Here is a 15654-nt window from a genome sequence, read left to right on the forward strand (position 1 = left end):
TAAGGCAAATATTACATTGCTGCAACTTTAGTCATCAATTTACTCTTTAAGTTAGCCACTTTGTTTGAATGAATGATATTGCGTTTTGCCAATTTATCAATCATACTTACAACAGAAGGCAATAAAGTCTCTGCAGCCTTCTTATCCTCTTCACTACGTAACTTCTTAATAGCATTACGCACAGTTTTGTGCTGATACCTGTTACGTAAGCGTACTGCTTCGTTTCTTCTAATTCTCTTTAATGCTGACTTATGGTTTGCCATTATTTTAATTTAAAATGGTAAATAAACATTGAAAAGCAACACTTTTCAACTCCTTTTTTATTAAACTTTTCACTAAATAGTAGCCCGTAGGGGAATCGAACCCCTGTTACCAGGATGAAAACCTGGCGTCCTAACCCCTAGACGAACGGGCCATTAAATTAAAAATATCCAACCTATGGTAAATTTTCAACTTTCAATTTTTCATTAAATAGTAGCCCGTAGGGGAATCGAACCCCTGTTACCAGGATGAAAACCTGGCGTCCTAACCCCTAGACGAACGGGCCATTACAATTAGAACGTGGGTTGCATTGCTGCATGCCAGTTAGAATAAATAAATTTATTCCTAAGGCGGGTGCAAAAATACAACTATTTTTAACTATTGCAAGAGCTAATTATTTTTTTTAATAAGCTTTGGCAAACAAGACACGATAAGAAGAAGGTTTTCCTGTTACCATGCACTCTCCAGCTTCCTTTTCTACATCAATTGGAATACAGCGAATAGTTGCTTTTGTTTCTTCTTTTATTTTATCTTCTGTCTCTACAGTACCATCCCAATGAGCAGATACAAACCCTCCTTTTTCTTCCAAGACCTGTTTGAACTCTTCATAGGATTCAACCTTAGTTATATGATTGGTCCTATGTTCTAAAGCTTTACTGTGAATATTTTCTTGTATATCATCCATCAAAGCAATTATCTTATCAATAATTTCATCTGCATTGACCGATTCTTTTTGTAAAGTATCACGTCTTGCCACCTCATAGGTTCCATTCTCTAAATCGCGTTGTCCAATAGCCAAACGAACAGGAACTCCTTTAAGCTCATATTCGTTGAACTTAAAGCCTGGTTTATGGGTATCCCTATCGTCGTATTTTACCGTAATTCCTTTTGAACGAAGTTCTTCAACAAGTGGGTTTACCTCTTTAGAAATAACATCCAGTTGTTCTTGTCCTTTGTAAATCGGTACTATAACCACCTGAATTGGAGCTAATTTAGGTGGTAGCACCAATCCATTATCATCACTATGGGTCATAATCAAAGCTCCCATTAATCGGGTTGAAACTCCCCACGAAGTCGCCCATACATAATCCTGTTTCCCTTCTTTGTTAGCAAATTTTACATCAAAAGCCTTGGCAAAATTCTGTCCTAAAAAGTGTGATGTCCCAGCCTGTAAAGCCTTACCATCTTGCATTAAGGCCTCAATACAGAAAGTTTCTTCCGCTCCAGCAAATCGCTCACTCTCTGTTTTTGTTCCTTTTATAACGGGTACCGCCATGTAATCTTCGGCAAATTCTGCATATACATGCATCATTTGCTCAGCCTCTTCCATCGCCTCTTTCTCGGTCGCATGGGCTGTATGACCTTCTTGCCATAGAAATTCAGCTGTTCTCAAAAACAATCGCGTACGCATCTCCCAACGCACCACATTAGCCCACTGATTTATCAGTAGTGGTAAATCACGATAAGATTGTACCCATCTGCGATACGTATCCCAAATAATGGTTTCAGACGTAGGTCTAACTATTAGTTCCTCTTCCAACTTAGCATCCTCATCCACAACAATTCCGCTTCCATCTTCAGCATTTTTAAGCCTATAATGTGTAACTACAGCACATTCCTTAGCAAATCCCTCAACATGGTTTGCCTCTTTGCTTAGGTATGATTTAGGAATAAAAAGTGGAAAATAGGCATTCTCATGGCCAGTTTCTTTAAACATCTTATCCAATTGGGCCTGCATCTTTTCCCATATCGCAAAGCCGTAAGGCTTAATAACCATACATCCGCGTACACCAGAGTTTTCAGCAAGGTCAGCTTTTACAACAAGTTCGTTGTACCATTTGGAATAATCTTCCGCTCTGGTTGTTAATTTTTTACCCATTAATTATAGTTTGGCACAAAACTTGTGATTCAGTTAACAGAAAAATAGAGCGGTAAAACTAACTATTTTTACTATGTTCAACAATAAAATTTAAAAGATGGATAACACTTTACCCCGCCAAAAATTTCAAATAGCCCTGACATCGTTGTTAGGCATCCTCTTTCTAGCATCATGTGGTTCTTACCAACAAGCATCTTATTATGAAAATGATGGGATCTATGGGAATAATAACCGTACAGTCAGTGTAGAAAAGAGGTCTGCAGAAGCAGTTAAGACTCAGGAGTCAGAAGATAACATGTATGGAGATTACTTTGGGCAAAAAGCTCAAGAGTATGGTGAAATTCTTGATAGTGAGGTTTTCACAGATGTTGACAGCTATACGAGCGGACAAGTAAATGATACTTTACAAGTTGGTGAGCAAACAGATTATTTTGCTTATAATAATACTTACGAAGGCAATCCAGGATGGGGTGATAATCCTACAAGTGTAAATATAAATGTCTATGATAACGGTTGGAACAACTGGGGCTGGGGCGGAGGCTTCGGTTGGGGATGGAACGATCCTTGGTTATGGAACGGTGGATTTGGATGGGGATGGAACAATCCTTGGAGATGGAACCGTTGGAACAGATGGGGCTGGGGCGGTGGCTTCGGCTGGGGCTGGAACAACTGGGGTTGGAATAACTGGGGCTGGGGCGGTGGCCTTGCCTGGGGTGGCGGTTTTGGCTGGAACAACTGGGGTTGGAATGGCTATGGAAATAGACACTTCAATAACAATTTTGGCTTTAATAATAGTAGAAGAGGTTATAACAATAATCGTGTAGCGAGTAATTCCTTTAGAGGACGGTCAAATCTTGGAGCTAGGACTGGTTCTTCAGCAAGAATACGTTCAAATTCTGGTCGCTCTAATGTAGGCAGAAGTTCATCAGCAACATCTAGAAGTTCTAGAAGTAACATTTCTGCTAGAAGATCTGTGAGCTCAGATGCAATAGCTAGAAACAGAAACTTTAGAAGTAGCAGAAGTACACGCTCCGTACCTAGATATAGCGGAATTACACGGTCTAACCAAACATATAGAAGCACAACACCAAGAAGTAGTGGATATCGTAGTTCCGCTACTGGAAGAAGTACCCAAAGATACCAATCATCAGGAAGAACAGCTCCGCGTAGTAGTGGATATAGAAATTCTTCACGGAGTAGTTCAAGAAGCTCTGGCTATAGAAGTTCGGGAAGTAGACCATCTAGAAGTTCTGGTTTTAGAAGTTCTGGAAGTTCTAGCCGTTCCTCTAGAAGTAGCGGAAGTTTTAGAAGTTCCGGGAGTTCTTCTCGCAGCAGCGGAAGCGTTAGGAGTTCAGGTGGTTCCAGCCGCTCTTCCGGTAGTAGGTCTGGAGGAGGCAGAAGTAGTGGTAGAAGAAACTAATCGCAACTAGGTTTTATCAAACAAATATTTGAATAATGAAAAAGCTATTAATTTTTGGCATAGGAACATTATGCACTTTTGCAAATGCACAAAATATAAACGATGTTATTCGCTATAGCAGTGACAGTCCACAAGGAACAGCAAGATTCCAGGCAATGGGGGGTGCTTTTGGTGCACTTGGGGGAGACTTGTCCTCATTAAACATTAATCCAGCTGGATCAGCGGTATTTAACTTTAGTGAATTTACGCTTACTGGAACAAACTACAATAGAAGTAATGATGCTGCATATGGAAATAGCATACAAAATACAGAAATTAATTCCTTAGAGTTTAATCAAGTTGGTGGAGTGTTTGTATTCAATGCTTCTGATGATAATCCATGGAAAAAAATCACTTTAGCCGTTAACTATGACCTTGCCAATAATTTTGACAATGAATTTTTTGCATCAGGCAGTTCCTCCCAAGGAATAGATCAATACTTTTTAAATTTTGCAGATGGCCAAGCTCTTGGCCCATTACGTGTACAGACAGGTGAGCGCATAGATGACGCCTATTTGGATATTGGTTCTGCTATAGGATTTGGAGGGCAACAGGCATTTTTAGGTTTTCAATCTGGCTTAATTGAGCCTAATGAAGATATTGATGAAAATACTGACTATTTTTCGAACGCTGAATATGCTAGCCTAAATCAAGAGTACTCGCAAATTACTAGCGGTTACAATAGCAAGTTTACACTTAACCTAGCTGGGCAATATCAAGAAAATCTTTACATAGGGGCTTCTTTGAATTTCCATACCGTTTTTTATGACAGACTAACGAGATTTGATGAAACCGGTTATAACAATACCTCAGACATTCAATTCACCACATTTGATAATTTCTTACATACTGAAGGAAATGGATTCTCCTTTAGTCTTGGTGGTATTGCTAAATTGAATGAAAATATAAGAGTTGGTGGAAGTTACCAATCCCCTACTTGGTATACCTTAACAGATGACATCTCTCAACGAATAAGAACAGATTCCCCTGTTGGAAACCCAAATTTAGGACTTATAGATTTTAATGTTATAAATCTTTTTCCAGAGTATAGAATTAAAACTCCATCAAAAATTACAGGTAGTGCTGCAATAGTATTTGGAAAAGATGGCTTATTAAGTTTTGACTATGGATACCAAGATATGTCCAATGCTGAATTAAGACCCACATCCGACGCTGCTTTTGCAGATGAAAATCAATTTATCTCTGACCAATTAGGAGTTGTAAATAGCTATAGAATTGGTGGAGAGTATCGTATAGACCAAGTTAGCCTAAGAGCTGGTTATCGTTTCGAGAATGGCCCTTATGAAGATTCAACCATTATAGGTGATCTAACGAGTTATTCCGGAGGAATTGGATATAGTTTTGGCGCAAACAGACTGGATTTAGCGTTTAGCTGGACCGAACAAGACACAGACGAATTATTCTTTGATTCTGGAGCTTCTAATTCAACACTAGTGAATCGAATAAATACCAATATCAGTTTAGGATATACTATGAAGTTTTAAAAAAAGAAACCTATTTTCTTAAGATTAAGGGCTATCATTTTTGATGGCCTTTTTTTATCGCAATAATGTAAAGTGTTTTCTAGTAGTACTGGCGACAACAACTCCTTGATCATCCCTATCATACTCTAACTTAAACCAGTAATCGGAGGAAGGCAGTTGTCTTCCATTAAAAGTGCCGTCCCAGCCTAATGAAGTACCATCAATCTGCTTCAAAAATTTTCCGTAACGATCAAAGATGAATATGTTGGGGTTTGTTAATTGGTCAACTCCCAAAACTTGCCAAAGGTCATGGAGTCCATCTCCATTTGGTGTAAAAAATTTAGGATATCCAACTACCAAAAACTCTTCTTCCGCCATTCCACAGCCATTTTTATCATTAATGATTACTGTATTCAATCCTGGAGGAACATCAGTAAATATAGGGTCATCTTGAAAATCACCACCGTTTATGGCATATTCATAGTCCCCATTTGTTAAGGTCACAATTTCTACATCATAAGTGTCTATGTCCGGGTTATCCCTTAAATCTTCAACTATGATTACTTCATCCAATTCTGGAGGAGGAAAAAATGTAATTAAAATATTATCCGTAACATCACCAAAAGGGGTCTCAATAGTTACAAAGTATCTCCCCGAGTTTGGACTTGTAACAGTATATTCAAATTCTGTGGGGCCACTCAATAAATTTGAATTATCAATAGTGCCATCATCATCCGTATCTAAGGACCAAGTAATATTTGTGACGTTAGGTCCTGCAGGAGAATTTCGAGCACTAAGAACAATATCTGGGTCACCTTCACAAGCGATTATGTCTCGTCCTAAAAATTCATCACGTAGTGTACAATCCAAGGCAGTATCTTGGTCTGCATCAACGGAAGAGCCTGTGAACGTTAACGAGAATGGTTCTGGGTCACCGTTAAAATTAGTGTTATAGTTATTAATGAACAAATAATAAAGTTCTCCTTGAAGTACATCTATCCATTCATCATAAGTATTTTGGCTACCAACCACAAATGGTGCTCCAACTTGTCCGTTGGCTGGGTTCACCCCTATTCCAGTGAAACCAGTATTATTTACTTCGTAATTACATCTAATAGGTTCACCTTCAATACCGCGATCGCCAATTAAGGTACAGTAATTTTGATCATCAGTCTCATCAAAAGGTCCGTATAATGCAAAATCCCATTCTGCGGTAGTCGATAAAGCTTCGATATCAAACCCTAATTGCCCATCAGTGCCTGCCCTAAAAACGTACCATGAAGTATTGTTTTCAATATCAGCTGAAGCTACACTACCTTTTTCTAAACAACCTGAAGGCAGCAAACTATCATCGGTATCAAAATCACGGATATCACCACTCCCATCAACAAAAGGCATTATCGGCATTCCATCTGCACAAACTGGTATTGCAGTACGACAGTCGCCAGAATTAGCCGTTTGGGCGTTTAATCCTATACAAAAAAGGAACAAAAAGCAGGTAGCACTAAGTAGTGTTCGCATAGTAGTGTGGGGCTATTGTTATGCTCTAATTTGTTACATAACTCCCAAAATGGAACATTTAGTATGTTTGAACCGCAAAAAAATGCAGTTAATCGATAAAATGCATTATCATTATCTGTGAAGTGCAAAATTCTTCTGCAAGAATTTATCTTCTAATCTAGTGCCGGTGTCATCTACATAACTTAATCTAAACCAGTAATCAGATTCTGGCATTTGCTTACCAGAAAAAGTACCGTCCCAACTTAAATTATTTTGATCTAACTGTTTGATTAGTTTCCCATATCTATTAAAAATTGACACAACAGGTTCATTTAAATGTTCTAATCCTTCAATATGCCAATCATCATTAATACCGTCTCCATTTGGGGAAAAGTAGGCAAAATAGCCAACTACAGCTATTTCTTCAGTCACCACACCGCACCCATTCACATCTCGCATATAGACTGTATGATTGCCTGGCAATACTCCTTCAAATACTGGTTCTGGTTGAAATTCACCATTATCCAAACGATACTCAAATTCACCATCTACCTCAGTAATAATACGAACCGTGTTACTAAAACTAAATCCATCGATTTCTACGGCACTGATCTGAGGCGAAATGGACGTTATCACATCAATCGTCCTGGTACGAACACAAAAAACACTACCCTCAGAGGTAGTAGCGGTCAATACATAAACTCCAGGTTCTGAAACAGTAATAAAAGGGGTGGTTTCACCAGTATTCCATGAATACTCATAGTTGGGGTTTGATGTAGCTTGACCAATTGTAGCCGTAGAACCATCAGCACATAGATATACTTGTTGGTCCATGCCAAGAATTGGAACTGCTATTCCAGTCAATTCAAAACTTTGGGTGGCATCGTAGCAATTTGGATTTTCCAAAGAACTTGTCCTTATATAAATCGTTTCTATCCCAGCATTTTTTGGATATAGTTTTGGAAGTTCATTAATACCCATCTGCGCATCGGTCAATGTGTTGTGATAACTTACTGTAAAAAGGTCAGGGTCTTGTGTACCCAAAGCCTCTACATCCTTTTGATTCAAATCATAAGGTACATCCGTACCATGACAGAACACATCATCAGAAACAGGCTCGGTTATCGGGACTAAAGAAAAAGCTACTTGTACATCGCTTATAATAGTTTCTGTTGTAGTTACCACTTCAACACGATACAGGGCTCCAATATTAATAGTTAAAGTAGCGTTGGTTTGACCTGATATTTGTTGATATCCACTACCGATATCCCTGTACCAACTGTAACTGACAGCATTTGGTGAGGTTGCATCCAAAGTAACAGTTTCGTTCTCACAGGCGACTATTGGCGAACCTAACAGGTTGCTTATAATAGAACAATCCAATGCATTATTTGGATTGGCAACAAAAATATCACCTGTAAATTGAATAGAAAAACCAGAATTTGAACTTGTAAAATTATTTAGGAATAGGTAATAGTCCTGACCAGCATCAACATCAATCCAATCTTCATACTGCAAATTTGTATCACCGGATGGATCCATCCCAACCCCTATGTATTGATTTTCATCTCGATTATCGAAAAAATTACATCTAATCGGGTCACCCAAACTTGTACAATCATAGGCAAGATAAAGTGCAAAATCCCAATCTTCAGAAGAATCATGACCAATATTAAACCCTAATTGACCTGATTCATTCGTTCTAAAACGATACCATGACGAGTTTGACTCGATAAACCCAGTAGTTGTGGCTTCTAAACAACCACTACTATTGGCACCATTAAAATCATCAATCCCATAACCAGTGGCACCGCCATTAATTGGAGTATTGGCACAAATAGGCACCGCGTTTCCGCAATCATTTGAAACTTGAGCGTTCAAAAGGCTGCCAAAACACAATAAAAAATATAATAGCAATTTCTGCTTTTGCATAAGTGCTTGCTAGTTTGGGTCTTACAAAGCTAAAAACAGTGTCCCCTTAACAAGAATTTATGTTGTCAAAGCCAGTGATGGCGATGTAAAATCCTGCATTAATGTATATCTTTGCAATCTTTATTAGGTGTATAATGAAAATAAACCAGGTATTGGAAGAAAACTATGAAAAGGTAGGAAATGACCATATAGGTTCTTCTGCAGAAACCCCGATGCGCGAAAATGCTTTTGAACTTAGTGATGAAGAAAAAATTGAGCGCATAAAAGAGAATATTACTGAAATCATGCACACCCTGGGCTTGGATTTAAATGATGACAGCCTAAGTGGTACACCCAATAGGGTTGCCAAAATGTATGTGAAAGAAATTTTTGGTGGTTTAAACCCAAGCAAAAAGCCAAATTCTTCAACATTTGACAATAAATACAAGTATGGCGAAATGTTGGTCGAAAAAAACATTACGCTATATTCTACTTGTGAACACCACCTCTTACCAATTGTTGGAAAGGCACATGTCGCTTACATTTCTAACGGTACTGTTGTTGGGCTTTCTAAGATGAACCGTATCGTTGATTACTTTGCAAAACGTCCCCAAGTACAAGAACGTTTGAATATTCAAATCGTCAAAGAGCTTCAAAACGTTTTAGGCACTGATGACGTAGCCTGCGTAATCGATGCTAAGCATTTATGTGTTAATTCACGCGGTATTCGTGACATTGAAAGTAGTACAGTTACAGCAGAATACGGTGGAAAGTTTAAAAAAGAAGCTTTGCGAAGAGAGTTTTTGGATTATATCAACCTTGATACTGAATTTTAATGCAATCATTTAAGAATCAAGTTTTAAAAGTATACAATTCACTTTCAGGAAAAAAAGAAGAGTTTAAGCCTATAAAAGAGGGCTATGTTGGTATGTATGTTTGTGGACCAACGGTATATAGCAACGTCCATTTAGGTAATTGCCGCACCTTTATGTCTTTTGACATGATTTTCCGCTATTTTAAGCATCTTGGTCTTAAAGTACGCTATGTGCGCAACATTACAGATGCAGGCCACTTAGAGAATGATGCTGAAGAAGGTGAAGATAAGATTGCAAAAAAAGCTAAGCTGGAGCAAATAGAGCCTATGGAAGTTGTACAGCGATATACTGTTGATTTTCATGAAACGCTACAAAAATTCAATTTTCTTTCGCCTAGTATAGAACCAACGGCTACTGGTCATATTATAGAGCAAATAGAAATCATCAAAGAAATCATTGCAAAAGGCTTGGCATATGAAGTTAATGGCTCTGTTTATTTTGATGTGGTAAAATTTAATGAAACCAATGATTACGGAAAGCTAAGTGGTCGCAAGTTGGAAGACATGATCGCGAACACCCGTGAACTTGCTGCGCAAAGCGACAAGAAAAACCCTCAGGATTTTGCACTTTGGAAAAAGGCAGAAGAGCAACATATTATGCGTTGGCCTTCCCCTTGGGGAGATGGCTTCCCAGGTTGGCATTTAGAATGTACCGCGATGAGCACTAAATACCTTGGAGAGAATTTTGATATCCATGGTGGAGGAATGGACCTAAAATTTCCTCATCATGAATGTGAGATTGCCCAAGCGGAAGCAAGTAATGGACATACCCCTGTAAATTATTGGCTACACGCTAATATGCTGACGTTAAATGGTAAGAAAATGTCCAAATCCACGGACAACAATATTTACCCAAATGAAATCTTTAATGGAGACAACAAAATTCTTAGCAAGGCATTTGCCCCTTCCGTAGTTCGTTTCTTTATGCTCCAAGCACATTACACAAGCATACTGGATTTGAGCAATGATGCGCTTTTGGCTTCAGAGAAAGGATACAATCGCTTAATGGAAGCTCAAAAGGTTCTTGAAAATCTTGAAACAGGGAGTACAGGTGATTTTGACTTCAAAGCATGGCAACAAAAATGCTATGATGCCATGAATGACGACTTTAATACTCCTATCCTCATCGCCCATTTATTTGATGGTGTAAAACAGATCAATCTTATCAAAGAAGGAAAAGCCACTATTTCCAAAGAGGAAAAAGAGCTATTGCAAACAACCATGGATAGTTTCATATTTGATGTATTAGGTTTAGAGTCTCCAAATTCTAGCGAAACAAAATCAGATACCTTATCGGGAGTGGTTCATTTACTTATTGAACTCCGAAATAAGGCTCGCGCGAATAAAGACTTTGCAACGTCGGACCAAATAAGGGATGAACTAATTTCCTTAGGTATTCAACTTAAAGATGGAAAAGACGGAACAACCTTTAGCTTAAACTAGTTTGAAAAAGATTCTTATAGCACCTTTTGTCTTTCTAGTAAGAGCATATCAATTATTAATTTCTCCTTACACCCCTGCCACCTGTCGCTACTCCCCCACTTGCTCTTCATACACTTTGGAAGCTTTAAAGAAACATGGACTCTTTAAAGGTGGCTGGCTGGCCATAAAACGTATTTTCAGTTGTAATCCCTGGGGAGGTAGCGGTTACGACCCAGTTCCCTAATAATAAAATCCTTCTCTAGAAATCAACACTCAATTTATCCAAAATCTAATGGTTAAAAACAAAGGGCTTACTTCTATTTATTTATCTTAGCCCAAAAACTATAAAGCATGTATTTTTTAGGTTTTAACTGGAATCCAGATGATATTCTTTTCAAAATAGGGTTTGTTCAAATTAAGTATTACAACCTATTGTGGATTTTGGCATTTGTAGTGGGGTGGTACCTGATGAAGCAGATTTTCAAAAATGAAAATAAATCCCTAGAAAAATTAGATTCCTTATTTGTCTATTGTGTAGTTTCCATAATGCTCGGAGCACGATTAGGGCATGTGATTTTCTACGACTGGGATTATTATAAGGATCATCTAGCAGAGATACTATTGCCCATAAGAGAAAGTGTAGATGGTTCTTTGTTTGGAATAATAAACGGCTGGGAGTTTACAGGGTTTACAGGTTTGGCTAGCCATGGAGCTACGATTGGAGCATTTATCGCCCTATATCTACTATCAAGAAAGTTCAAAGACATGGGTTTTATGTGGTTATTGGATAGAGTAGCCGTAGTAAGCTCTATTGGTACTGCTTTTGTAAGATTGGGTAATTTCTTTAACTCTGAAATCAATGGTAAAGTAGTAGATGGCTCTTTTGCACTTGCAACCCGATTTATTAGAGATTCTGATGACATGCCAGCATACAAGGCCATGGGGCTTACCAATGAAAAAACAGCAAGTGCAGCATACAAGGCTATAGAGACAAATCCGGAATATGCATCCATTTTAGAAGCAATTCCATACCGCCATCCAGCGCAATTATATGAAGCATTCCTGTATTTGATTTTATTTGGAATCATGTACTTTATGTATTGGAAGACCAACAAAGGTCAAAAACCAGGGTTTTTATTTGGTTTATTTATGCTTGGCCTTTGGTCTGCGCGTTTTGTGGTTGAATATTTTAAGAAAAGTCAAGGTGGATTCGAAGATACTTGGGGCACATTTACAACTGGTCAATGGCTTAGTATACCTATGATTTTAATTGGCTTGTATTTTATGTTCAGACCTGTAAGCAGTAAGCAGTAAGTAATGAGTAGTAAGTAGTAAGTAGTAAGTAGTAAGTAGTAAGTAGTAAGTAGTAAGTAGTAAGTAGTAAAATGAATCATTTTTTGAACTATTTTAAAATTTCTTTGGTAGTCTTTTTTGTGATTTTTGCTTCCTGTAAAGGGAAGAAAAAGACAGAAATTAAAACAGAAACTATTGACTTCACTAAAGAGGGTGAACTATCAATTTTCAAAAAAGATTCGCTTCTCGTTAATCTTGATATTGAAATAGCAGAATCTGATTATGAAACTGAAACTGGATTAATGTATCGGGATTCCATGGAGGAAAAGCAGGGAATGCTGTTTATACAAGATGAATTCAAAGTTCAGAATTTTTACATGAAGAATACCCAAATTTCTTTAGATCTGATATTCATTGATGAGAATTTTAAGGTCGTAAGTTTTCAGGAAAATGCTAAACCTTTTGACGAAACCAGCCTTTCTTCTCAGGTTCCAGCAAAATATGTTCTTGAAGTTAATGCTGGTCTAGCTGAAAAATGGCTTTTAGAAGTAGGTGATAGTATTTCTTTCACGAGATAAATTCATGACAAAATACTTACTTGAAAATCAACAAAGTGAACGACTCCACTTTCGAAGCATAGTCCCAAAAGATTTTGACTTATGGCTGCCCTTTTATAAAAATCCAAAATCCACACAATATTGGGATGGATTGCCCAAAAATCCAGAAGACGCCTGTAAGGAACAATTTGATAAAATTTTCGAACGCTACGAAAAAGGATTAGGTGGAATGAATGCACTTATTCTAAAAGAAACCAACAAGCTAGTTGGTTTCTGTGGATTATTAGTACAAACAGTAGATGGTATTGAAGAGTTAGAAATAGGCTATTCCGTTCTACCAGAATATTGGAGAAATGGATTCGCGTATGAAGCCGCACGTAAATGCAAAAACTTTGCCTTTGGGCATAATTTTTCTCCATCCTTAATTTCTATAATTCATATTGACAATGTTCCTTCACAAAAAGTAGCCTTAAAGAATGGAATGAAATTGGACAAAACCACTGAATACAAAGAAAACCCTGTTCATATTTTTAGAGTTTTCAATTGAATATTTACTACTTTCCTCAATAATTCAGCACTCAATTACAAATGAATATTACTCACTATACTATTTTAATTGATAGTAAATCAAAAACAGATGGTTTTGTAGAAGACTTACTAAACAATTCATACACATCAAGCTTTGAGCAGTTGAGAGGTAAAAAAGGACTCGTATTCTCAAGCGCCCAATTAGCCCACTTTTTGGATGAAGAGGAAAAACATGGTTTAAAAATAATTACGGCACAAACAGAACAATCATTGCTTTCCATGAGTAGTGGAGAGCGAAAAAAAGCATTACTTGAATATCTTTTACGAAATTCCCCTGATTATCTTATTCTAGTTAATCCTTATGATAACCTGGACCGCTCCCATCAAAGTAATCTTAAGCAAAAGCTATTAGGAATTTCAAAAAGCAAAATATTAATCCAAATTATTGGTCGCAAAGAAGATATTTTATCGTTGAATTCAAAATATGCTAAATTAGAAGTTGATAAATTAATTTGGTTTAATAGCCAAAAAGACTTCTTAGAAAGTAACACACTTAGTAAAACAAATTTTTCACAATACGCTATTCCACATCCTTTAAAACCAATTAAATCTTCAATAAAACAATTAGTAAAGTTTAATGATGTATCTGTAGCTTTCAATAATAAACCAATAATCACCAATATTAACTGGACTATAAATTCAGGTGAATTTTGGCAACTAAAAGGACCTAACGGGAGTGGAAAAACCACATTGCTTTCTATGATTACTGGAGATAACCAAAAAGGGTACGGACAAGATTTGTATTTGTTTGGCAATAAAAAAGGAAGTGGAGAAAGTGTTTGGGACATTAAAAAACATATAGGGTATTTTACTCCTGCGCTGACTGATAAGTTTAGAGGATACCATAGCCTAGAAAATATGTTGATTTCTGGTTTGCATGACTCAATTGGTTTGTATGTCCAGCCTACTGAAAATGAAAAAATGTTAGCGGTAAAATGGCTCAGATTATTAAATATGGAAGCCAAGAGTGATTCCTATTTTCATCAATTAGCTACTGCAGAAAAAAGGTTGTTGATGACTGCTCGTGCTATGATCAAACATCCTCCATTATTACTACTAGATGAACCTACAAGTGGTTTAGACGATTACAATGCCAGCCTTTTTGTTTCATTGGTCAATAAAATCGCTAAAGAAAGTAAAACTGCAATCATCTTTGTTTCTCATAGAGAGGAAAAAGGTTTAGAACCAAGTTCAATTTTTGAGTTGATTCCTACTAAAAATGGAGCTATCAGTAAAATCCATTAATTTTAGAAGATAAAGAAATTACTGTATGACCAGACAAATTAATCTTTATGAAAATAGAAGAACATCTAAAAATTTATAGTGCTGTGGTAAAAAAGGCAGGTATAGAACTCAAAGGAAAAAACATGCTATATACCTCTGCTAATGGTTATATGTTTTCCCAACTGAATAAGGATGGAGAAATTGGTATTCGCCTTTCAAAAGAAGACACTTTAGATTTTGACTCAAAATATGGGGCAGAACCTTTTAAATCATATGGTGCTACAATGAGAGAATACGTATTAATCCCTGAAGACTTGTTGACCGACATTGATGCAATGGCCTATTATTTAAAAAAAGGGCATGAGCATGTAATATCCTTACCGCCTAAATAAAATGGGATTTTATGATTTATCAAAAGAGGAAAGGATAGCACTGGTAGCTAAAATAGATGCTAGAATACTTGAAGATTTCTTCAACAACAAACTTGAACATACGCTGAACTATTTCTCAAATGAAGACACCTACATTAGAAAAGCAGGGTATTTAGCGGTTGGAAAGGTGTATAAAAGCAAAAAAATAGCTGTAAAATCCATTATTTCTTTACTCAATAAACTTTTTACCTCGGAAAAAGAAAAAGTAAGACAGACTACCGTTAATGCTGCTGGAGAAATAGGAAAGACTGATTTTGAAGCTGTAACCCATTTTTTTGATAAAGGATTGTTTGATGAGCACCATTCGGTAAGAAATGCGGTTATCGGTTCTATAAAAAAGATGGGGGAGAAAAACCCTAAACCAGTTTTGGCATGGGCAAAACAATATTTGCATCATGAAGATAAGGAAATTAGACGTGAGATTTGTCACGGGATAGAGCTCAGAGGGCGTACCCACCCAGAAGATATTCTGCCACTCCTAAAAGAATTACAACATGATCAAACTGCTAGGGTAAAGAATACACTTATTCACGTATTGGGACAAATCGCATATAAGAAAGGCTGCCTTGAAACTGTAGTGACCGAATTAAACACGTGGAAGAATAAAGAATTGGTTGAAAAAGCTTTGGATGAAATTGTAGATGTACATCATCGCTACAGAGACTTTGCCATTCTAACTCAAGAACAAGCTGTTAAATACATTTCCAAAAATTACATGAACAACAATCGGTAAAACAAAAAACCATCTGCAATTGCAGATGGTTTTCTCAT

General features: G+C 37.1%; 15 protein-coding genes and 2 tRNA genes. 11 read left to right on the forward strand and 6 right to left on the reverse strand.

From position 1 onward, the window contains the following. Positions 1 to 11 precede the first annotated feature (11 nt). The 4 genes from rpsT to proS form a co-directional block, all read right to left on the reverse strand. Positions 12 to 263 carry a 30S ribosomal protein S20 gene (gene rpsT, locus AACP56_RS10650; protein WP_339339939.1) on the reverse strand — a complete coding sequence of 84 codons (252 nt, stop codon included), beginning with the start codon at positions 261 to 263 and terminating at the stop codon, positions 12 to 14. 80 nt (positions 264 to 343) lie between these two features. Beyond that, positions 344 to 415: transfer RNA gene (locus AACP56_RS10655), tRNA-Glu, on the reverse strand. Positions 416 to 475: 60 nt separating this feature from the next. Then, positions 476 to 547: transfer RNA gene (locus AACP56_RS10660), tRNA-Glu, on the reverse strand. Between the two features lie 117 nt (positions 548 to 664). Next, positions 665 to 2140, reverse strand: coding sequence for a proline--tRNA ligase (gene proS / locus AACP56_RS10665; protein ID WP_339338056.1), 1476 nt, complete (start codon positions 2138 to 2140; stop codon positions 665 to 667). A gap of 97 nt (positions 2141 to 2237) precedes the next feature. Here proS and AACP56_RS10670 point away from each other — a divergent pair, with 97 nt between their 5' ends. Both AACP56_RS10670 and AACP56_RS10675 read left to right on the forward strand, forming a co-directional pair. Beyond that, the gene (locus AACP56_RS10670) at positions 2238 to 3560 is read left to right on the forward strand and encodes a hypothetical protein (protein WP_339338054.1); all 1323 of its coding nucleotides are present in this window, start codon (positions 2238 to 2240) and stop codon (positions 3558 to 3560) included. A gap of 35 nt (positions 3561 to 3595) precedes the next feature. After that, positions 3596 to 5104: an OmpP1/FadL family transporter gene (locus AACP56_RS10675; RefSeq protein WP_339338052.1), complete on the forward strand. Its 1509-nt coding sequence runs from the start codon at positions 3596 to 3598 to the stop codon at positions 5102 to 5104. Between the two features lie 54 nt (positions 5105 to 5158). Here AACP56_RS10675 and AACP56_RS10680 read toward each other — a convergent pair whose 3' ends face one another. Together AACP56_RS10680 and AACP56_RS10685 are read right to left on the reverse strand one after the other, a co-directional pair. After that, positions 5159 to 6604 carry a T9SS type B sorting domain-containing protein gene (locus AACP56_RS10680; RefSeq protein WP_339338050.1) on the reverse strand — a complete coding sequence of 482 codons (1446 nt, stop codon included), beginning with the start codon at positions 6602 to 6604 and terminating at the stop codon, positions 5159 to 5161. Positions 6605 to 6715: 111 nt separating this feature from the next. Next, entirely contained in the window at positions 6716 to 8515 is a 1800-nt protein-coding gene (locus AACP56_RS10685) for a T9SS type B sorting domain-containing protein (protein WP_339338048.1), read from the reverse strand. A 134-nt stretch (positions 8516 to 8649) separates the two neighbouring features. On the opposite strand from AACP56_RS10685, the gene folE reads away from it, so the two are divergent. The 9 genes from folE to AACP56_RS10730 all read left to right on the forward strand — a co-directional run bounded on the left by folE (position 8650) and on the right by AACP56_RS10730 (position 15616). Further along, a complete protein-coding gene (gene folE, locus AACP56_RS10690) occupies positions 8650 to 9330 on the forward strand; it encodes a GTP cyclohydrolase I FolE (RefSeq protein ID WP_339338046.1) in 681 nt (226 codons plus the stop codon). After that, positions 9330 to 10811, forward strand: coding sequence for a cysteine--tRNA ligase (gene cysS, locus AACP56_RS10695; protein WP_339338043.1), 1482 nt, complete (start codon positions 9330 to 9332; stop codon positions 10809 to 10811). The genes folE and cysS overlap by 1 nt, the downstream gene beginning before the upstream one ends. A gap of 1 nt (position 10812) precedes the next feature. Next, positions 10813 to 11034, forward strand: a complete 222-nt coding sequence (yidD, locus tag AACP56_RS10700) for a membrane protein insertion efficiency factor YidD (protein ID WP_339338041.1) — start codon at positions 10813 to 10815, stop codon at positions 11032 to 11034. 107 nt (positions 11035 to 11141) lie between these two features. Continuing rightward, on the forward strand, positions 11142 to 12104 hold the full coding sequence (lgt, locus tag AACP56_RS10705) for a prolipoprotein diacylglyceryl transferase (RefSeq protein WP_339338039.1): 963 nt from the start codon (positions 11142 to 11144) through the stop codon (positions 12102 to 12104). A gap of 71 nt (positions 12105 to 12175) precedes the next feature. Beyond that, positions 12176 to 12661, forward strand: coding sequence for a DUF192 domain-containing protein (locus AACP56_RS10710; RefSeq protein ID WP_339338037.1), 486 nt, complete (start codon positions 12176 to 12178; stop codon positions 12659 to 12661). Positions 12662 to 12665: 4 nt separating this feature from the next. After that, positions 12666 to 13187 (forward strand): GNAT family N-acetyltransferase, encoded by a 522-nt coding sequence (locus AACP56_RS10715; RefSeq protein ID WP_339338035.1) that lies wholly within the window; start codon positions 12666 to 12668, stop codon positions 13185 to 13187. A 194-nt stretch (positions 13188 to 13381) separates the two neighbouring features. Beyond that, positions 13382 to 14473 carry an ABC transporter ATP-binding protein gene (locus AACP56_RS10720; RefSeq protein WP_339339941.1) on the forward strand — a complete coding sequence of 364 codons (1092 nt, stop codon included), beginning with the start codon at positions 13382 to 13384 and terminating at the stop codon, positions 14471 to 14473. 47 nt (positions 14474 to 14520) lie between these two features. Continuing rightward, on the forward strand, positions 14521 to 14844 hold the full coding sequence (locus AACP56_RS10725; protein ID WP_339338031.1) for a hypothetical protein: 324 nt from the start codon (positions 14521 to 14523) through the stop codon (positions 14842 to 14844). Position 14845: 1 nt separating this feature from the next. Further along, complete coding sequence (locus AACP56_RS10730) at positions 14846 to 15616, forward strand: HEAT repeat domain-containing protein (protein WP_339338029.1); 771 nt, start codon at positions 14846 to 14848, stop codon at positions 15614 to 15616. Positions 15617 to 15654 lie beyond the last annotated feature (38 nt).

The sequence above is a fragment of the Croceitalea sp. MTPC6 genome, assembly GCF_036985525.1.
GTDB lineage: Bacteria > Bacteroidota > Bacteroidia > Flavobacteriales > Flavobacteriaceae > Croceitalea.